The sequence below is a fragment of the Gluconobacter sphaericus NBRC 12467 genome (genome assembly GCF_006539125.1).
GTDB classification, from domain to species: Bacteria; Pseudomonadota; Alphaproteobacteria; order Acetobacterales; family Acetobacteraceae; genus Gluconobacter; species Gluconobacter sphaericus.
On sequence record NZ_BJMK01000011.1, the window covers coordinates 1 to 20,131 of the forward strand.

At 60.4% G+C, this 20,131-nt stretch carries 16 protein-coding genes; 7 read left to right on the top strand and 9 right to left on the bottom strand.

Going from position 1 to position 20,131, the window contains the following annotated elements:
* Window positions 1–25: 25 nt before the first annotated feature.
* Together clpB and GSP01_RS08640 are read right to left on the bottom strand one after the other, a co-directional pair.
* Complete coding sequence (clpB, locus tag GSP01_RS08635) at window positions 26–2,626, bottom strand: ATP-dependent chaperone ClpB (protein WP_141352705.1); 2,601 nt, start codon at window positions 2,624–2,626, stop codon at window positions 26–28.
* A gap of 89 nt (window positions 2,627–2,715) precedes the next feature.
* Window positions 2,716–3,795, bottom strand: coding sequence for an aldo/keto reductase (locus GSP01_RS08640; RefSeq protein WP_141352789.1), 1,080 nt, complete (start codon window positions 3,793–3,795; stop codon window positions 2,716–2,718).
* A 198-nt stretch (window positions 3,796–3,993) separates the two neighbouring features.
* Here GSP01_RS08640 and GSP01_RS08645 point away from each other — a divergent pair, with 198 nt between their 5' ends.
* A complete protein-coding gene (locus tag GSP01_RS08645; RefSeq protein WP_141352707.1) occupies window positions 3,994–6,201 on the top strand; it encodes a S9 family peptidase in 2,208 nt (735 codons plus the stop codon).
* Between the two features lie 82 nt (window positions 6,202–6,283).
* Here the strand turns inward: GSP01_RS08645 and grxB are convergent, their stop codons facing one another.
* Together grxB and GSP01_RS08655 are read right to left on the bottom strand one after the other, a co-directional pair.
* Window positions 6,284–6,937, bottom strand: a complete 654-nt coding sequence (gene grxB / locus GSP01_RS08650; protein ID WP_141352709.1) for a glutaredoxin 2 — start codon at window positions 6,935–6,937, stop codon at window positions 6,284–6,286.
* Between the two features lie 32 nt (window positions 6,938–6,969).
* On the bottom strand, window positions 6,970–7,584 hold the full coding sequence (locus GSP01_RS08655) for a YqgE/AlgH family protein (protein WP_141352711.1): 615 nt from the start codon (window positions 7,582–7,584) through the stop codon (window positions 6,970–6,972).
* Window positions 7,585–7,744: 160 nt separating this feature from the next.
* On the opposite strand from GSP01_RS08655, the gene GSP01_RS08660 reads away from it, so the two are divergent.
* From GSP01_RS08660 to GSP01_RS08670, 3 genes are read left to right on the top strand one after another with little or no spacing between them, the layout of a single operon-like run.
* Window positions 7,745–8,500, top strand: a complete 756-nt coding sequence (locus GSP01_RS08660) for an SDR family NAD(P)-dependent oxidoreductase (RefSeq protein WP_141352713.1) — start codon at window positions 7,745–7,747, stop codon at window positions 8,498–8,500.
* Window positions 8,490–9,368, top strand: coding sequence for a polyphosphate kinase 2 family protein (locus GSP01_RS08665; RefSeq protein WP_141352715.1), 879 nt, complete (start codon window positions 8,490–8,492; stop codon window positions 9,366–9,368). Before GSP01_RS08660 ends, GSP01_RS08665 begins: the two co-directional genes overlap by 11 nt.
* An 8-nt stretch (window positions 9,369–9,376) precedes the next feature.
* Window positions 9,377–10,471, top strand: coding sequence for a glycosyltransferase family 61 protein (locus GSP01_RS08670; protein ID WP_141352717.1), 1,095 nt, complete (start codon window positions 9,377–9,379; stop codon window positions 10,469–10,471).
* A gap of 64 nt (window positions 10,472–10,535) precedes the next feature.
* Here GSP01_RS08670 and GSP01_RS08675 read toward each other — a convergent pair whose 3' ends face one another.
* Together GSP01_RS08675 and GSP01_RS08680 are read right to left on the bottom strand one after the other, a co-directional pair.
* Window positions 10,536–12,347: a DEAD/DEAH box helicase gene (locus GSP01_RS08675; protein ID WP_141352719.1), complete on the bottom strand. Its 1,812-nt coding sequence runs from the start codon at window positions 12,345–12,347 to the stop codon at window positions 10,536–10,538.
* 163 nt (window positions 12,348–12,510) lie between these two features.
* Window positions 12,511–13,161 (bottom strand): methyltransferase domain-containing protein, encoded by a 651-nt coding sequence (locus GSP01_RS08680; RefSeq protein ID WP_174787574.1) that lies wholly within the window; start codon window positions 13,159–13,161, stop codon window positions 12,511–12,513.
* A gap of 84 nt (window positions 13,162–13,245) precedes the next feature.
* On the opposite strand from GSP01_RS08680, the gene dapF reads away from it, so the two are divergent.
* Genes dapF through ftsY form a run of 3 tightly spaced genes read left to right on the top strand, consistent with a single transcriptional unit; the run spans window position 13,246 to window position 16,238 of the window.
* Window positions 13,246–14,019, top strand: coding sequence for a diaminopimelate epimerase (gene dapF / locus GSP01_RS08685; protein WP_141352723.1), 774 nt, complete (start codon window positions 13,246–13,248; stop codon window positions 14,017–14,019).
* Window positions 14,016–15,218, top strand: a complete 1,203-nt coding sequence (locus GSP01_RS08690) for a MiaB/RimO family radical SAM methylthiotransferase (protein ID WP_141352725.1) — start codon at window positions 14,016–14,018, stop codon at window positions 15,216–15,218. The genes dapF and GSP01_RS08690 overlap by 4 nt, the downstream gene beginning before the upstream one ends.
* 60 nt (window positions 15,219–15,278) lie before the next feature.
* Entirely contained in the window at window positions 15,279–16,238 is a 960-nt protein-coding gene (gene ftsY / locus GSP01_RS08695) for a signal recognition particle-docking protein FtsY (protein ID WP_141352727.1), read from the top strand.
* Window positions 16,239–16,263: 25 nt separating this feature from the next.
* On the opposite strand, the gene GSP01_RS08700 is transcribed toward ftsY, so the two are convergent.
* The 3 genes from GSP01_RS08700 to GSP01_RS08710 form a co-directional block, all read right to left on the bottom strand.
* Window positions 16,264–16,734, bottom strand: a complete 471-nt coding sequence (locus GSP01_RS08700; RefSeq protein ID WP_141352729.1) for a hypothetical protein — start codon at window positions 16,732–16,734, stop codon at window positions 16,264–16,266.
* Window positions 16,735–16,743: 9 nt separating this feature from the next.
* Complete coding sequence (locus GSP01_RS08705) at window positions 16,744–18,714, bottom strand: serine/threonine-protein kinase (protein ID WP_141352731.1); 1,971 nt, start codon at window positions 18,712–18,714, stop codon at window positions 16,744–16,746.
* A gap of 89 nt (window positions 18,715–18,803) precedes the next feature.
* A complete protein-coding gene (locus tag GSP01_RS08710; RefSeq protein WP_141352733.1) occupies window positions 18,804–20,093 on the bottom strand; it encodes an adenylosuccinate synthase in 1,290 nt (429 codons plus the stop codon).
* Between the last annotated feature and the right edge of the window lie 38 nt (window positions 20,094–20,131).

Genomic DNA, 20,131 nt, shown 5'->3' on the forward strand with positions numbered 1-20,131 from the left:
GGGTTCAGACCCGCTTTTTTCCCGGTCAGCCCGCCGAAACGGGCTTTCCATCGATTATGAGGGCTCTGCCAGTGGCCGAAACCTTTACGGCTTCACCATCGTGGATGCTTCCTTCGAGCAGCAGGCTGGCCAGCGGGTTCTGCAGACTGCGCTGGATGACACGCTTAAGCGGGCGGGCACCGTAGACAGGATCGTATCCTTCTGCGGCCAACCATTCGGTTCCCTTCTCGTCTAGTTCCAGGTCGATCTTGCGATCTTCCAGCAGCTTCTGGAGACGGCTGATCTGGATTTTGACGATCCGGTCCATGTCCTTCCGCTGCAGACGGGAGAACAGGATGATTTCGTCCAGACGGTTCAGGAATTCCGGCCGAAAATGATTCCGTACGACCTGCATCACCTGCGGACGAACTTCATCCACCGATTTACCATCCGGCAGATTGGCTAGAACTTCGGAGCCAAGGTTACTGGTCAGAACGATAATTGTGTTGCGGAAGTCCACCACACGTCCCTGCCCGTCTGTCAGACGTCCGTCATCGAGAACCTGAAGAAGGATGTTGAAGATGTCCTCATGGGCCTTCTCCACCTCGTCAAACAGGATCACCTGATAAGGACGACGACGGACAGCCTCAGTCAGCACCCCCCCCTCGTCATAACCGACATAGCCCGGAGGGGCGCCGATCAGACGGGAGACTGCATGCTTCTCCATGAACTCGCTCATGTCGATCCGCAGCAGGGCTTTCTCGTCATCGAACAGGAACTGAGCCAGAGCCTTGGTCAGTTCGGTCTTGCCGACACCCGTCGGGCCGAGAAACAGGAACGAACCGATCGGACGGTTGGGATCCTGAAGACCGGCACGCGCCCGGCGGACGGCGTTCGACACGGCCACAAGGGCCTGCTCCTGCCCGACGACGCGATCACGCAGCGTGTCTTCCATGCGGATCAGCTTGGCACGCTCACCTTCGAGCATCCGGTCCACCGGCACACCGGTCCAACGGGAAACAACTGCCGCCACCCCCTGATCCGTCACGGTATCAGCGAACAGACCACTCTTGGAGGCGACGTCCTCTTCTTCCTGAGCCTTGGCGATCTGAGCCTCAAGGTTCGGAATCAGGCCGTACATCAGTTCGGACGCCTTGCCGAGATTGCCCTGACGCTGTGCCACTTCCACATCGGAGCGCGCTGTATCGAGCTGCTCCTTCAGTTTCTGGATTGCGTTCACCCGATCCTTCTCGGCATGCCATTCGGCGCCCATCGCATCAGACTGCTCTTCCAGATCGGCAAGTTCCGCTTCCAGCGCGACCAGACGATCCTTCGAGGCGTTATCGTCTTCCTTACGGATGGCTTCCCGCTCGATCTTGAGCTGGATGATACGACGGTCGAGTTCGTCCAGAGCTTCCGGCTTACTGTCGATCTGCATCCGCAGACGGCTGGCAGCCTCGTCGATCAGATCAATCGCCTTGTCCGGCAGGAAGCGATCCGTGATGTAGCGGTTGGAGAGAGTCGCAGCTGCAACGATGGCGTTGTCTGTAATACGGACGCCATGATGCAGCTCGTACTTCTCCTTGATGCCACGCAGGATCGAGATCGTGTCGGCTACGGTGGGTTCACCCACGAAGACCGGCTGGAAACGACGGGCCAGCGCCGCGTCCTTCTCAATATACTTGCGGTATTCGTCGAGCGTCGTCGCACCCACGCAATGCAGCGTGCCGCGCGCCAGTTCTGGCTTGATGAGGTTGGACGCATCCATCGCACCATCGGACCGACCGGCCCCGACCAGCGTGTGCATTTCGTCGATAAAGAGAATGATCTCGCCTTCAGCAGTCTCGATTTCCTTGAGAACAGCTTTCAGACGCTCCTCGAACTCACCGCGATATTTCGCACCGGCAATCAACGCGCCCATGTCGAGCGACATCAGCTTCTTGTTGCGCAGGGCCTCGGGCACGTCACCATTGACGATCCGCTGTGCGAGACCTTCAACAATGGCCGTCTTGCCCACACCCGGCTCACCGATCAGGACCGGGTTGTTCTTGCTGCGACGCGCCAGGACCTGAATGGTCCGGCGAATTTCTTCGTCACGGCCAATAACCGGATCAAGTTTGCCAGCCTGCGCCACAGCCGTGACGTCACGGGCATATTTCTTCAGGGCGTCGAACGTGTTTTCCGCAGATGCGCTCGTGACGGTACGTCCTTTACGGATTTCCGCAACGGCACGCTCCAGAGCCGCCGCGCTGGCTTTGCCGTCCACAAGCGCCTTGCCCGCGGGTGTATTGCTGGACGCAATTGCGACGAGCAGACGATCCTGAGCGACATGACTGTCGCCCGCGACTTTCGCAGCGGATTCCGCGCTGTCCAGCAGACGGGCAAGATCCGGCGTCATCTGGGGCTGGCCGGCACCGGCGCCCTGCACTTTCGGCAGCTTGGCGAGAGCGGCATCATTTGCGGTCTGAACCACCTTCGGATCGCCACCCGCCGCGCGGATCAGACCGGAGGCCGCGCCCTGTTCATCGTCCAACAGGGCCTTGAGCAAATGCTCCGGCGTCAGTTGCTGGTTGTAGTCCCGAAGCGCAATGGTCTGTGCGGCCTGAAGAAAGCCCTGGCTGCGTTCGGTGAAATTCTGAATATCCATAGTCTAAAGTCCTCGTATGCCCCGTTGCGGCAGCATTGATGTTCTTGGCCGCCCCCGAAGGCAGCGGCCTGTGATGAATATTTAGGCAGTCATTTTTTCGTTTCAAGAGCCTCACGATGACGTTTTGCCGGCCCCTGCAACACAAGATCCGCCTTCGAAAGACGATCGAACGCGTTGCGGTTCTGGTGCCAGTACGGATAGATCAGGTCCGGTGCACTCACATCGTCAAGCCTGCGGACTTGCTCCTGCGTCAGACGGAGCGACGCGGCAGCGAGATTGTCCAGAAGCTGGCTCTCTTTGCGTGCACCCAGAACCAGCGACGTGATCCCCGGCTTGTGCAGCGTCCAGGCCAGAGCCACGCGAGCGGCGGAGACGCTATGCTCTTCCGCAATCTGCACTAGAACTTCGACTGTATCGTAAAGCTTTTTCAGATCCCGGACTTCCGGCTCCGGCCAGCCGGAAATGCGGCGGGAATCTTCCGGGGCCGTCTTGCCGCGACGGTACTTCCCCGTCAGCAGGCCACAGGCGAGCGGGCTCCAGACCTGAACACCTAGCCCCTGATCCACGGCCAACGGCAGAAGTTCATATTCGGCATCCCGCGCTTCAAGGGAATAATAGAGCTGCTGGCTGACCGGAACGATCAGACGATCCCGCTCGGCCGCGCCCAGCAGCTTCATCGCCTGCCAGCCTGCAAAATTGGAAATGCCCGCATACCGGATCTTGCCCTGATCGCGCAGAGTCTGGAGCGCTTCAAGCGTTTCCTCGACCGGCGTCAGGCCGTCCCATTCATGCAGATAATAAAGGTCGATATGATCGCGCCCCAAACGACGCAGACTGTCTTCGCAGGCATTGAGGATATGATGGCGCGACAGGCCCTGTTCGTTCGGCCCCTTCCCCGTCGGAAAACGCACCTTGGAGGTCACGAGCAGTTCGCGGCTGCGTCCCTGAAGGACACGTCCCAAGATTTCCTCGGCCTCGCCGCCGGAATAGGCGTCCGCCGTATCGAACATGTTCACGCCATGCTCGACGCAGATATCCACCATTCGCGTGGCTTCGGCCACATCCACCTTACCGGTGGCGGCAAAATTGCCCTGCCCGCCGAATGTGACCGATCCGAAATTGAGTGCTGAAATCTTGAGGCCCGAGCGACCAAGCTGACGATACTGCATATCCATCAGGCTCCTTCTTGCTGAGACGTAGTGCAATGCAGAACACACGAACCCGGGATCGGTCCCGGTAAAATCGCCCCTGCTCTCGAAAACGTGAGAGGGTTGCGCAGATCCCCTCCGCAAACCCTGTTCACAAACGACGCCCCGGTCCATGATCGACGTCAAAATCCTGTCCGCCGTCATTCTTTTGGAGATGCAATGCCGTCACACCCCCTTCGTCGCGCCCTTATGGCCTGCGCCCTCATCTCTCCAGTGCTGTCCGCCGGGATTGTCAATGCCGCCGCTCCCGCGGCCTGCATGCTCGATCTCGCCAAGACCCGGAACGGAACGCTTGGCCTGCCGAACCACGCGGAAGTCACGCCGGACGGTCACTCCGTCTTGTTCCTGCGCTCGGGACCGTTCGACACACATCTGCATCTCTATCGCTACGACCTGTCGGATCATGCGATTCATGAACTGGCCGCACCTGCATCGGGGCCGGAACATCTGTCGGTCGAGGAGAAAGCCCGGCGCGAACGGGCGCGCCAGAGCATGTCCGGCATTACCGATTACCAGATGAGCGAGGACGGCGGCACAGTTCTCGCCTCACAGGGTGGGCAGCTCGAACGCATCGCCACGGATGACGGCCGAGTCACGCCTGTCGAGGGTCAGTGGATCGCCCCGCGCCTCTCGCCAGATGGGCTCAGCCTCGCCGCCGTGCGGGATAATGACCTTTATAGTGTCGATCTGGTCAGCGGACGTGAAACGCGCCTGACAACCGGCGGCAGCGACACTCTGAGCCATGGCCTCGCCGAATTTGCCGCTGCCGAGGAACTGGAACGTGCGGATGGTGCCTGGTGGTCGCCGGACAGCAAAACCATCCTGTTCGAGGAAGCCGATAACAGCGACGTCGAAAAGCACTACATCACCAACCCCGAAACCCCGCAGGCCGAGCCGGTCACTTTCCGCTATCCCCGCGCGGGCACGAACAACGCTAAAACGCGCTTCGGCCTCGTGGATGCCAAAGGCGGCCCGATCCGCTGGATTTCATGGGACCATGACGCATGGCCCTATCTCGGTCGCGTCGTCTGGCGGAAGAATGCCCCCCTCGCCATCGTCCTGCTCAACCGCGAACAAACGAAAGAACAGCTTCTCACGATCGACCCCGCAACCGGCGCCACCCATCTCCTTCTGGAACAGTCCGACCCGGCTTGGATTGAACTGGACCCACGTGCCGCATCCGGCGGCCACAACCTGCCCGTCTTCCTCGACAACAACGCAGGCTTTCTCTGGGCCGCAGACCGAGGCAAAGACTGGCAGCTCGAACTCCATACCCCGGACGGAAAACTCCAGCGCGTCCTGACGCCGCCCGGCCTGTCCTATATCGCCCTCAACGATTACGACGCCGAACACAACAGCCTTACGGTGACAGTCCGCGCCAACCGGCTGGACAACGAGGTCGTGCATATCGATCTGAAAACCAGGGCCGTTACACCATTCGTGACGGAGCGCGGCATTCACAACATCCATGTCACCAACGGCACGCACACGGCCATGGTGGATACGTTCGCCAGTGCCGCGGGCACGCGCCAGACTTTGGTGCGGGATACGGCAGGCCATGTCGTCGCAACCCTTCCGGGTGTGGCGCAGACGCCGAAACTTCCGGTTCATGTCGAGTTCACGACCGCAGGGGCGCGTGATCTGGACGCAGCCATTATTCGGCCGGACCATTTCAGCGCCTCAAAACATTATCCGGTCGTGCTGTCCGTCTATGCCGGGCCGGGCGTGAAGCTGGTGCGCGATACGCCAACAGCTTTTCTGGATGATCAGTGCCTTGCCAATCAGGGCTATATCGTCGTCACGCTCGACGGACGTGGAACGCCGGGGCGCGATCATGATTTCGAGCGGGCCATCAAGGGCAACCTGATCGACCTTCCACTTCAGGATCAGGTGGACGGACTTCAGGCGCTCGGCAAGCGCTACCATGAAATGGATCTCTCCCGCGTCGGCGTACATGGCTGGTCCTTTGGTGGCTATTTCACTGCCATGGCGACCATTCGCCGACCGGATGTGTTCAAGGTCGGCGTGGCTGGCGCACCGCCGGTTGATTTCGCGGATTACGACACGGCCTATACCGAGCGTTATCTCGGCACCCCGCAGGACGACCCGGAAGGCTATCACAAGAGCAATGTCCTGGCTTATGCCGACACGCTGCAACAGCCGCTTTTGCTCATGCATGGCATCACGGACGACAACGTCTATTTCGAAAACACCATGAAGCTGACGCAGGCCCTGCTTCATGCCGGCAAACCCTATGACCTGCTCCTACTGCCAGGCACGCACATGCTGCCTGATCCGGTCATCCGCGCTCGGGTGGCCCAGCGGCGGGAGCAGTTCCTGCACGCGGTTCTTCAGCCCGGAAAATAATCGTCGTCCCGCAGACATAGAAAAGGCCGGATCATAAAATCCGGCCTTTTCCACAGAAAATCTTCGGTTCAGACCGCCCAGTTCAGACTGCCATGTCATCGAACAGTTCCACGCGGGACCGCTTCGACAGTGTCTGGCGGTAGGCTTCTACCTCCGGGGGATACACGACGCCGCGAATCAGCGACAGGCTGTGCAGATGCGCGAACAGGTGGATATCGTCCGTGGAGAGCGCTCCATTGACAGCGTCCGATGCACGGATCAGACCCGCCAGCTCCTTCAGCAACACGTTCAGTTCCGCCAGTTCAGGAGTCCCGTCCACCAGAAGGGCGCTGAACGATCCGACGGAAGGCTCCTTGCGCTGAATGAACCCAGCGCGCGCGGATGTCGTGGCGAACTCCGGCAGAGGTGCTGAAGCAGCGCGGGGCAGGAAGAGGCGATAGAGCGGCTTGCCCGCTTTCTGTAGCCAGTCCGCGATCTCGGAGCGTGTCTCTCCTGTCAGGACCGGAGTTCCTATCCCGTCGATATGGGTGACGATATCCATGCTCTCGGGCATGAATGTTCCGTCTTCTTCAAGGATGGGCACGACCTTCCGGCCCACCATACGAACCGGTCCGTCCACATCATCATTGAGTAGGATGCGCTGCTCATAAGGAATGTTCTTCAGCCCGAAAATCATCCGCGCCTTGGTGCAAAACGGGCAGTGTTCATAAAGATAAAGACTGTAAGGTGCGCTCATGCTGCGGTCCTGTTGTGAGGGGTGAGGACTGATCAGGCTTCCCCGACAGACGCTGAAAAAAGAAGAGGATCGATATCGATGGCCTCTAGCGCCTTTCTCCATTTCCGGGCGTGATCTGTCCCGAAGACGATGTCGTCCATTGCCGGGGCCACGAACCAGGAACTGTCGCGCAGAATTTCCTGCTCAAGCTGCCCCGACGACCAGGCCGCATGGCCAAGCGCCATCATCGCCCGTTTCGGTCCCTGACCCGTAGCCAGTTCGCGCAGAATATCCAGACTGGCAGTCAGGCTCGTCTGGCCATCGACATCGAGACTGCCTTCCCCGGCCCAGTCCGCCGAATGCAGGACGAAGCCCCGCGAATGCTCGACAGGGCCACCCATGCAGACACCGATCCGCCGCTCCGGCGGGTTCGGTTTGATTCCAAGCTGGGCAAAAAGATCATCCAGACCCGGTTGGGACAGACGACGGTTGACGATCAGCCCCATCGCGCCATCCTGTAACGAATGGGCGCAGACATAGATGACCGTACGTTCGAAGAATGTCTCCGCCAGAGCCGGGGCGGCCACGAGAAGTTTTCCCGTCAGCCCTAGTTCGGCAGGAGAGGAGTCCGTCAGGTTGTCAGTGCGTCCGTCGAGTGTTTTCTTCATGCCTGCCAACATGGGTGCATCCCTTCCCGTATTGCAAGCGTTTGCCTTCAGGAGTGTTAATAACATCCAATGTCATTGAACCGGGTCCCCCGGACCAGGTCATTGAACCGACTCCCCAAACCGCGCCTGCCGGGCGCACGCTGTCTGTCTGGAGATTGCCATGCCTCTCACTGTTCTCGTTACTGGTGCCACCGCGGGTTTTGGGCACGCGATCGCAACACGCCTCGTCCGCGAAGGCCATCGCGTCATCGCGACCGGTCGCCGCAAGGATCGTCTGGAAGCGCTCAAGGATGAACTGGGCGAGAGCGTCCTGCCTTTCACGCTCGACATGACTGACCGTGACGCGCTGCGCAGCCTCCCTGCTGCACTGCCGGAAGAGTGGCAAGATATCGACGTGCTCGTAAACAATGCAGGGCTGGCGCTCGGCATGGAGCCCGCACAGGACGCCGTGCCCGATCACTGGGAGACGATGATCGCCACAAACGTCTCCGGGGTCGTGGAACTGACGCGCGCGCTGCTGCCGGGCATGGTGGAACGCAATACAGGTTACATCATCGCGCTAGGTAGCACGGCCGGAACGTATCCCTATACCGGTGGCAACGTCTATGGTGCGACGAAAGCTTTCGTTCATCAGTTCACCCAGAACCTTCGGACGGACCTGCTCGGCACACGGGTTCGCGTGACCAATATCGAACCCGGCCTGTGCGGCGGCAGCGAATTCAGCAATGTGCGTCTCGCCGACGAGAGCAAGGCGGCCGCGGTCTATAAGGACACGACACCTCTGACCCCCGCAGACATTGCCGAAACCGTCTCATGGCTCATCGGCCTCCCCTGGCACGTGAACGTCAATTATCTGGAAATGATGCCGGTCTGTCAGGCATCGGGTGGGCTTGCGGTGAACCGTCATGTCGGTTGAAATCGGCCTCCCCCCCCAGCTTCGCATCACGGACGGCAAGAAGTTTCGTCTGTCCTCCATCCCAACGAACGACAAATTCGGTCGTCAGAAAAACGAATCCCGCACCCGTATCCGCGACTGTGTAGACCGGATGTCCGTCCTGCAGCAGCGGCTGGCAGCCTATGCCACCCACGGTATTCTGGTCGTACTTCAGGGCATGGACACTGCCGGCAAGGATGGCGCGATCCGGCACGCGTTCTCCGGTCTGAACCCACAGGGTGTGCACGTTACATCCTTCAAGGCCCCTGTCGGAATCTCAACGCGCCATGACGATCTGTGGCGCATCCATCTCGCCGTTCCATCGCGCGGTGAGATCGGAATCTTCAACCGCAGCCATTATGAAGACGTTCTGGTAGAGCGCGTTCATCCGGACATGGTCCGGGCCCGCGGCCTCAATCCGAACCTTCCGGATTTCTGGGATCATCGTCTGGAAGATCTGCGGAATTTCGAAAGCTATCTGCACCGGCAGAACATCCTCGTTCTCAAGCTTTTCCTGCATATTTCGCCAGAAGAACAGCGCCTGCGCCTGCTCAAACGGCTGGACCATCCAGAAAAGCGCTGGAAGTTCAGCCCGTCGGATCTGACGGAACGCGAATTTTGGCCGCATTATACCGCAGCCTATGAAGAGGCTATCCGTGCGACCGCAACACCGGACGCCCCCTGGATCGTCATCCCTGCGGACCATAAATGGCTTGCCCGCGTTCTCGTGGCCGAAGCGCTGCTGGAGACGCTCGAAAGCCTGCACCTCAAGGAGCCGGAACAGAAAATGTCTGATGCGCTCAAGGACGCCCAGCAGGCCCTACTGAAAGGCGCGGCCAAGACCGTCTGATCCTGACCATGCTGCTTCTCTCCCGTTTCAGGCGCCTTTTTTCTCCACCAGCCACTCTGGCGGAGATTGCGCACAGCACGACTGTTCTCGAAAGCTGTCTCGTCCGACCTGTTCCAGCGCCCTGCGCCTCTGCCCTGAGCCATCCGGAACGCAACCCGTTCCGGAACTGGGAGAGCACGCCGGCTACGATCAGTCAGTTCACCTTGCGCGACGTGGTGCTGGACCAGCCGCTGATGACGCTGCTACATGCAGACCATCCGATCGCTGAAACCGCCTATGTCCAGAATCCGGAAGCTGTACGTCACCTAAAGCTGCGTCCTGTAGATATCATCAGTTGCGCACCTTTCAAGGGTGTGACCGCAAACTGTGTCGATCACTGGGCCTCGAACTTCTATCACTGGGTCGCCCATACGATCCCCACCCTGCATGTCTTGTCACAGTCAGGCAGGCCAGTCCGCCTTGTCCTGCCCGAACATATGCATCCGTGGCAGTTCGAGACGCTTGAGCTTTTGGACCTGAGCAGTGACGTTCATATCCATTTGCAACAGGGACGGCAGTACGCCTTTAAAACCCTCGACTACATCACCTTCATCAATGGCAGTGCCGATTTCGCGGTCTCGAACGTATCCCACGACGCCTATGCGCGGCTGCGTCAGGCTGCGGGGGCCACAGTGTCACCTGCTGGACGAAGGCTCTATATCGAGCGTGGCAGTTCAGCCAACCGGCACGTTCCCAATGAAACCGAACTGGCGGCAGAGCTGGAAAAACTCGGCTTTGAACGCGTGCAGCCCGAAACGCTGTCGCTATCCGAACAGATCCACCTATTCAGCGACGCCAGGATGGTCATGGGAATGCTGGGGGCCGGCATGGCCAATATCGCCTGGTGTCAGCCGGGAACTCTCGTTTACGAACTCGTTCCGTCCCATCACATCAATCCCTGCTTTGCCGCCATGGCGACACAAGGCGGGCTGAAATACTGGGCGGATGTCTTCCAGACAGGGGTGGCACGGGAAAACCATACCGACGGTGCCGCCATCCCGCTTCCGGTCAGGGAAATTCTGGAGCGTGTCCGGGAACTGGTAGCCCTCCTGCCCGACGCCTGAAAAAACAAACCCCGCCGGAGACCTGCTCCGGCAGGATTCTACATTTCAGATCGTGAAAGACGGATCAGGAACGGCGCTTGCGGCTCGAACCGTCACCGCGCGGGCCATCACCGGCTGCGGGCTTCGGACGACCATAGCCCGAACCGCCGCGCCCCTTGTAACCGCCGCCGGCACCACCGCGCGGACCGCCCTTGAAGCCACCGCCCGAACGGCCACCGCCGCCAAAGCGCTTGCCTTCACCCGGGTTACGACCACGGGGGCCCATGCCACCGGCAGGGGCCTCGGACGGCTCGATCGTCACTTCGTCGGCTTCCGCGCCGGCGAGGCAGGATTTGAAGCGAGCCACGCTCTCATCCGCGATCTGGAAATAGGTCTGTTCCTGATCGATGCGGATGCTACCAATTTCGCGCTTCTGCACACCACCCAGACGGCAGATCAGCGGGATCAACCACTTCGGATCGGCACGCTCGGTACGACCAACGCCCATCTTGAACCATTCACCGGACATGGTGTGCTCTTCGCGCGGTGCACGCTCGCCACGCTCCGTGCGGCGCGGCGCCTCAACGGACATCGGGCGGATCTGCTCAACCTTCGGCAGACGCGCACGATACAGACCAACCAGAGCCGCTGCGAGCTTGGTGGCGTCGTACTTCTCAACCAGCTGGTTGACCAGCTCGTCGGACATGTCATCCACGGCATTGGTCAAGATCGGATCGTCCATCAGACGAGTCTTGTCCTGCTCGGCAATCGCATCGGCCGTGGGAACAGCTTCCCATTCGGCTTGGATCTTCGCCATCTGAAGCAGGCGCTCGGCCCGGCGACGCTGGTTCAACGGAACCATCAGCACGCTGGTGCCCTTGCGACCTGCACGCCCCGTACGGCCCGAGCGATGCAGCAAGGTTTCGGCCGCCGTCGGAATGCTCGCATGGATCACGAGGCTCAGGGCCGGCACGTCAATACCACGGGCTGCAACATCAGTCGCAACGCAGACACGGGCCTGACCGGAGCGCAAGCTCTCGATCGCACGGCTGCGCTCGTTCTGGCCCATCTCGCCGGAAATGGCGACGGACGCAAAACCGCGCTCAAGCAGGGCGGCCTGCACCTGGTTGACCATCATGCGGGTATTGCAGAACACCATGGCCGTCGGGCTCTCGTAGAAACGAAGCACGTTGACGAGCGAGCGCTCAATTTCCTGCGGCTGCGTGATGACGCAACGATAGGTGATGTCGGAATGCTGCTTGGCACCCGAAACCGTGTCGATACGCTCGGCATTCTTCTGGTAACGGCGTGCCAGCGAGGCGATCTCGCGGGCGATCGTTGCCGAGAATAGCAGTGTACGGCGCTCGGCCGGGGCGGCATCGAGAAGCTGCTCCAGCTCCTCGCGAAAGCCCATATCCAGCATTTCGTCAGCTTCATCGAGCACGACGCAGCGCAGGGCGGACAGGTCAAGCGAGCCACGCGACAGGTGGTCGCACAGGCGGCCGGGGGTTCCGACCACGATATGGGCGCCACGGTTCAGCTCACGGGCTTCACTGCGGGCATCGGTGCCGCCAATGCAGCTCGCGATGCGGGCGCCGGTTTCGGCATAGAGCCATTTGAGTTCGGACTGGACCTGAAGCGCCAGCTCACGCGTCGGCGCAATTACAAGCGCCATGGGCTGAGGGGACGGCGGAAGGCGATCGGCGTCTCCGAGCAGGGTCGGAGCGATGGCCAGGCCGAAGGCGACGGTCTTGCCCGACCCCGTCTGCGCGGAAACCAGCAGGTCGCGCTCGTCCAGCCCCGGCTGCAGAACGGCTTCCTGAACAGGAGTCAGCTGTTCGTAGCCACGTGCCTCAAGGGCGCGCTTAAGGGCAGGATGGGTATCGGGAAAAGGCATATTTTATGAACACTCGGCAAACGTCACGCCGACGACAGGATGCGGCGGCTGGAATGCCGCTGCATAAAGACTTCCACTCGAAAATGCCAGAAAGAACGTATGGAACGGATTTATCTTGTTCTTCCCGCTCCGTCCGGCACCCGGAATGCAGTCTCCGCCCTGTTCAGTTCCTCGGCTTACGCCCGATCACCGCATGCACCGTATCGCGCCATGCCGTGAGATCCTCAGGCGGCACAACCTCGCCCGTATCCAGATCGGCCAGTCCGGCACGGGACATCAGCACACTGGCCAGACGCACGCGATCTGCCGGCTCAAGCGCCTGCCAAATCGCCACGGCCTTCGCTGCATGAAACTGGTCGGAAAATGTCAAAATCAGCGGGGAACCGGGCTTGAGGACACGCACGACTTCCGTCAGCACTGCCAGCGGCTGCGTCAAATAAGCCAACCCGTCGCATAGCGTCACCGCATCGAAGCTATCATCCCCGAACGGCAGCACCGTGTCCTCATTGAGATCCTGCACCACACGCTCGCCCAGCACAGGATTGGCATCCAGGGCGCCTTTGAAGATCCCGAGCCCGACCATACGCTGGAACTTCGCTTCCTCCGGATAATGGCTGAGAGCGCCCGCCATCAGATCCAGAACCGCCCCACCGACCGGCAGGGCCGTCTGATACAGGGCTGTCACGGCTGTCTGTGCCCCCATATCCATCAGCGAATCCGGGATACGCTGCGCATGGAAAATCGTATCAGGCTCGTTGTTCGCACGCGTGAACGCAGCTGCGTGCATTCCTTCAAGCTGTTCCGGGCCGCTCATGTCCACTCCTTCTGATCCTGCAGCCGAAATGAGGGCATGTTCCCCGTGCGTCAACCCACGGGATGCTTTATGAGAGGAGCCACCATGAGCCTCTCCTTTACGAAAATGCACGGTCTGGGCAACGATTTCGTCGTGATCGACGCCCGTCAGAACGATCCCGCGCTCGATACCCCCACCATCCGCAACCTGTGCGACCGACGCTTCGGAATCGGCTGCGACCAGCTGGTTCTGCTCACACCGCCGACCCTGCACGGTGCGGACGTGCATGTCCGTTTCTTCAATCCCGACGGTTCAGAAGCCGGAGCTTGCGGCAATGCGTCCCGCTGCGTGGTGAAATTCGTTGGGGGTACGCCCACGCTCCAGACGGCTGCCGGCCTTCTCCCCACGGCACAGGATGGCGATCTCTTTACCGTCGATATGGGGACACCCCGACTGGACTGGCAAGACGTGCCACTGTCCCGCGCCTGTGATACGCTGCACCTGCCGCTGCATGACGCGGCCGCCTGCTCGATGGGCAATCCGCACGCCACGCTGTTTGGGAATGTTTCCCGCGCAGAAGAACTGGGGCCGGAGCTCGAACGGAATCCCCTCTTCCCGGAACGCGCCAATATTGGTTTCGCGCAAATCCTTTCCCACACACACATGCGTCTGCGCGTCTGGGAACGCGGAGCTGGCCTGACGTTCGCCTGCGGGTCGGGAGCTTGCGCCGCCGTCGTGAACGCTGTTCGTCGCGGTCTCACCGAACGGACCTGTACGGTCACGATGGATGGCGGGGACCTGCGCATTACATGGCGTGAAGACGGACATGTTCTCATGACAGGCCCCGCCGTCACGGTCTTCCACGGGACGACCGCGTGACCGCCTCCATTCTGACATTCGGCTGCCGCCTCAACGCCCATGAGAGCGATGGCATGGCCCATCATGCGCGCGGCCAGACCGACACCATCATCGTTAATACCTGTGCCGTAACCACTACGGCCGAGCGACAGGCACGGCAGGCCATTCGACGGGCGCATCGCGAAAATCCGGATGCAAAAATCGTCGTGACGGGCTGCGCTTCCGACATCGCACCAGACCGCTGGGCCGAGCTACCGGGCGTTGTTCGCGTTGTGTCCAATGAAGACAAACTTAAGCCCGCCATCTGGGGGGATACCAGCGCAAACCTGCCACCATCCCGTCATGTACGCGCCCTTCTTCAAGTCCAGCAGGGCTGCGATCACCGCTGCACCTTCTGCATCATCCCGTATGGGCGTGGAGACTCCCGCTCCACGCCCATTGAGGACGCCATCACGCGCGCCGAAGCACTGGTCGAAGCCGGGCATCAGGAAATTGTCCTGACCGGCGTGGACATCGCTTCATGGCAAGGGTTCGAAGGTAAGGGGCTGGGCACGTTATGTCGTGAACTGCTGCGCCGCGTAGAAGGCATACGACGACTGCGCCTCTCCTCCATCGACCCTGTTCTTCTGGATGTAGAGACGGGGGATACAGATCTGTGGTGGCTGCTTGAAAACGAACCCCGCCTGATGCCGCATCTGCACCTGTCCCTGCAGGCAGGATCGGATCTCATTCTCAAGCGCATGAAGCGCCGCCATGATACAGCCGGGGTCGCGGCAACGCTGCGCCGCGTCCGGTCCGTCCGCCCAGGGGCAGGCATCGGGGCCGATTTGATCGCGGGCTTTCCCACGGAAACGGATGCTCTGTTCGAGGAAACGCGCACTTTTATCGAAGAACAGCAGATTCCCTTCCTTCATGTCTTCCCTTACAGCGAACGCCCCGGAACGCCCGCCGCTCGCATGCCAGCCGTCCCCAATGCTGAGCGCCAGAAACGCGCAGCCTGTCTGCGCGACATCGGCGAGGCAAACCGTGACCGTTTCCTGCAACGTCTCATCGGCACCGAGTTCAATATTCTGGTCGAGACACCAGATCGCGGCCATTCGCCGGAGTTTGCCGCCGTGCGTCTGACCGGAACCGCATCTGCGCCAATCCGCGGCAGTTTCGTGCCCGTTCGCGCCACGGCACTGGAAAATGGGACACTTCTAGCCGAAATCCGCAACTGAAACGCGTTCAGATCTTCCTATACCCTTGACGTTCGGCGCGACCTGTCCGAACTCCCATGCATGGCTGGATTTTTCTCACGACTCAAACAGGGTCTTTCGCGGTCGAGCTCGCGTCTCGGCGCCGTCTTCACGCATCGCAAGCTGGATGAAACAGCTCTTGAGGAGCTCGAGGACGAGCTGATTGCAGCTGACCTCGGACCTGCCGTGGCCGAGCGCGTCATCGAGAACTTCCGCAGTACGCGCTTTGGCAAGGACGTCACCAGCGACGAAATCCGCGAGACGCTTGCAACCGAGATCGCTCGCGTCCTTGAACCAGTAGCCATTCCCCTCGAGCCCGATCCGAAGAAGAAACCCCACGTCATTCTGGTTGTCGGCGTCAACGGCGTCGGCAAGACCACCACGATCGGCAAGATGACTCGTCATTATATGGAAGAAGGCAAATCCGTAATGCTGGTGGCGGGAGATACGTTCCGTGCCGCTGCCGTCGAACAACTTGAAGTCTGGGGCAAGCGCGCCAACGTGCCCGTCATCGCCGGCAAACATGGCGCCGATGCTGCAGGCCTGGCCTATGACGGCCTCAAGCGCGCAACCGAAGCCGGAACCGACCTTCTTCTGATCGACACTGCAGGGCGCCTACACAACAAGGGCGCGCTGATGGAGGAACTGGCCAAGATCATCCGTGTCATGCGGAAATTCGATGAAACAGCGCCCCACTCCGTCCTGCTGGTTCTGGATGCAACGACTGGACAGAACGCCATAGAACAGGTGCGGGTCTTCCGTGAACTGGTGAATGTAACCGGACTGATCGTGACCAAACTGGATGGTTCCGCCCGCGGCGGGATTGTTGTGGCACTTGCGGAGCAGTTCAAACTGCCAGTCCACATGGTCGGTGTTGGAGAACAAGCCGAGGATTTGCGCCCTTTCTCGGCTCAGGAATATGCAAAAGGCTTAGTCGGTGGCTCCAACGATCTGGCATCCAGACTATTGGAAACCTCAACCGACGAAACGCCTTCTACGTAAGGCGCTAAATTCTGCGGCCTGCAGATTAGGTCGCAGGCGCATCCTCATCCGAGGACATCCACTCTTCCTGAAGATACGCGATGCGTTTTTCGATGGATTTACGCTCGCGTCGCGCAATTTCCGCGTTCCAAAGCCGGCCGCTAATGGCCGAGGCTTCCGCCACGAGCCAGGCCGCCCCAACGGCAAGCCAGTCCAGTGCCAGCGTAACGGGTTGCGTGATCTGCGCGATACACGTCTCCCAGTCTCCGTTTGCAGCCCAGGCCTCGTGCAGAGGATGCACCATGGCAGCGCCGACATAGAACAACACGATCATGATCCGCTGACCGTCAGCATTGGGGTCAACAAGCTTCAGGGCGACCAAGGGAAACAGCAGAACGCCTGCAACCACCAGACTTCCAGGAACATAGGAGAGCAGCAGCCCGATGATAATCCCGTGCCACCAGCGGAATCCCGGGGCCCGGAGCGATTCCGGCTCTGCCTGTCTAACGGGCGTCATGGGTCCTCCTCACCGACAGAACTCCAGCCAGATACTCACCATTGCCACGGCAATGCCTGTCAGAAGTGAAAAGAATTCTCCCGAATTGCGTGCTTCACGATCCTTGGCGGCCTTACGCTCGGGCGCTTCATCGAGAACACGCATCAGATTGCTGATTTCTGCCTCGGCTTCCTGGGCCTGACGCTGATCCAGCCGAAGACCCGTCGGATCATTGACGATCGCCAGAAACGTGCCGAGATTTCCGTCTTCCGCCGCCTTACCAAGACGCACGCGTCGGCGAGCACGCGATGCCTTGCTCCGCCACTGACGTAGTTCCGTTTCCAGAAGCGGCAAGGCCCGCTGCGCCAAAAAACTAAGCGGCGTCCGGTCGAATTTCCTCTGTACGGCCGCAAGCACGGTCAAATCGGCGAGCCAGCCTGGCAAGCCCGCTTTCTGCGACTGAGAAAGCGGAACGATTCCCTGACGCGCGCAGTTCGCTTCAAGAAAGGAACGCATCTGATCATCCAGAAAGCCGTTCCGTCCCAGAACCTCGTCCGGCAGATCCTCAATGCCCACATGCCGGTTCAGCCATTGCAACAGCCCTTCCGGCAAGGAAATCCGGGCCTCCAGACATCTCTTTGAAAGGCAGGGCAGAAATCTGTTCAGCTCATACGGGAAACGTCTGACCAGATCCCCCCCTCTGGTTCCAATGCGTCGTGCCGCCACGGACAGGGTGGTAATTTGATGGCTCTGCCGCTGAGGCAGATGGGCGGACATGAAGGCATCGGGATTAGCCATCATGAAACTCAGAACATTCCGGACCGTCCGCTCTTCATCCGGAGTGGAAGGCTGAACCGTTGCCTGAACCACCATCTGGGGAAGCGCCTCAGGCCAGAACCAGGTACCACCCCAGAACATGGGCGCGGCAGGATCGAGGACGGAAATCGCATGCGTGATGACCATCGTAGCAGGATCAACCATCTTGCTGCCACCGGCCGGAAGGAATGAGGCACTCGCCTGTTCGATCAGCCCCGCCATGACGGAGAGTTCCAGCTCGCGCACCAACCAGTTGCTGACGACTTTTCTTTGCAGCAATACGGAGAATTCCGCAGGGTGCCGCCCCGCATACCAGGCGAGGGCCTGAGGGGTGTAGACGGCATTTCCCCCGATCATGAGGGGGATACGCGCAGGAATGACCGGACGGACCGTAAAGACCTTGCTGGGCGCAATCGTCACAAGATCGCGTGGCGAAGGGCGGCTGACAGGATCATCGGACAGCATCGCCGTCAGAAGCGAGCGGAGCCCGACCGGCACGTTATGGCCGTCCATGTAGGCGGCGGGTGTACCGATTTCGAAACGCCGCTTGAGAATATCCGTATCGGAGAGGCCTTCAAGAGGGAGCTTTCCGATAGCGAGCGCAAGAATAACGACCCCCAGCGAAAAAACGTCGCAATCCATCGTCCCCTCACCGCGGGCGGAGGGGCGGCAGACAGCTGAAGACAGGGGTTCGAAAAGAATGGGCTGTTTTTCACCCGGTGCGGCCACTCCCAGAGGTCCAAGCACGACCTTGTGCAACCCCTGCCCAACGAACAGGTTATCAGGACGGATGCTGCGGCATGTCAGCTTTTCGGCCTCCAGCCGCTGAAGAAGCACCGCCATCGGACGGATGACGCCGTCGATCAGCTGGTTCTCCGTCCACAACCCCAGCCCTTCCGCAAGCGAGGGACCGGGGGGATGAGGACAGAGCAACCACAAGGTGCCCTGAGAATATTCGTGGGTCTGGATGGAAATCACGCTTTCATGACGAAAGAACATGATTTCGGTAAGCCGGGGAGAAGGCGCGAAAGGAGCCAGGGCCAGATAGGACGCCCCGGATACCGTCATGTCCTGGGCTCCATAAGTCGCACAGCCGCCGAGATCGGGCTGTTTGCGGTCCAGGCTGATCAGATACCGCTCGGCGATGAGCAGTTCCTGGCTGTTATCTGCCTGAGTGTCGGCCATTGAAGTCCCGTTGTTTCCCTATCCGGTCTTTTGTGCCGGACAGGGATTGAGACTTCGTTAATGCAACGACCGATTCCGGGACTGGGAGATCAGTCTTCGAACGGATCGCGCATTAGAATGGTGTCGTCGCGTTCCGGGCTTGTGGAAAGCAGCGTCACCGGCGCTTCGATCAGTTCTTCAATGCGACGGACATATTTGATGGCCTGCGCAGGAAGTTCAGCCCAGGAACGAGCGCCTGCGGTTGTCTCTTTCCAGCCCGGCATCGTCTCGTAAACCGGCTTGACGCGGGCCTGTGCGCCCGGAGCGGACGGGAACGTCTCGATCTTCTTGCCGTCCAGTTCATAGCCGACGCAGATGGAGATCTCATCCAGACCATCCAGCACGTCCAGCTTCGTAAGGGCGATGCCGCTGACGCCACCGACGCGAACGGCACGCCGGATCAGAACCGCATCGAACCAGCCGCAACGGCGGGGACGGCCAGTGACAGTACCAAATTCATGGCCACGCTCACCAAGAGTCCGGCCGGTCTGATCATGCAATTCGGTCGGAAACGGTCCTTCGCCCACGCGGGTCGTATAGGCCTTGGCAATTCCGAGCACGAACCCCACGGAAGATGGGCTGACGCCGCTGCCCGATGCTGCAACAGCCGCAACAGTGTTGGAACTCGTGACATACGGATAGGTGCCATGATCGACGTCCAGCATGACAGCCTGCGCGCCTTCAAACAAGATGCGACGACCGGCACGGCGGGCTTCGTCCAGACGGTCCCAGACCTGGCAGGAGAACGGCAAAAGGCGCGGCGTGATCTCGGTCAGGAAGTCCTTGAGCTGCCCCTTCGTGAACGTCTCGGCACCCAGACCGGCGAGCAGCGTGTTGTGGTGCAGGAGCAGTTCGTCCAGCTTCCAGTTCAGCGTCTCGGGCTCGGCCAGGTCGCAGATGCGGATGGCACGACGGGCGACCTTGTCCTCATAAGCCGGGCCGATGCCACGACCGGTCGTGCCGATCTTGTGCTCACCACGGGCAGCTTCACGCGCACGATCGAGCGCGCCATGTACCGGCAGGATCAGCGGAGCGTTCTCAGCAATCCACAGCGTCTCTGGTGTAACAACCAGACCCTGCGCCGTCACGCGGTCGATTTCGGTCATCAGAGCCTTCGGGTCCACGACGACGCCATTGCCGATCACGCCGATCTTGCCACGAACCAGACCCGAGGGCAGCAGCGACAGCTTGTAAACCTGATCGCCCACGACCAGCGTATGACCGGCGTTGTGACCACCCTGAAAGCGAACAACGATGTCGGCACGGCTGGCGAGCCAGTCGACGATCTTGCCTTTACCCTCATCTCCCCACTGGGTTCCGATCACGGTGACGTTGGACATGAGCTGACTTCCTAGAACTGACGAGACTGGAGAAAGAC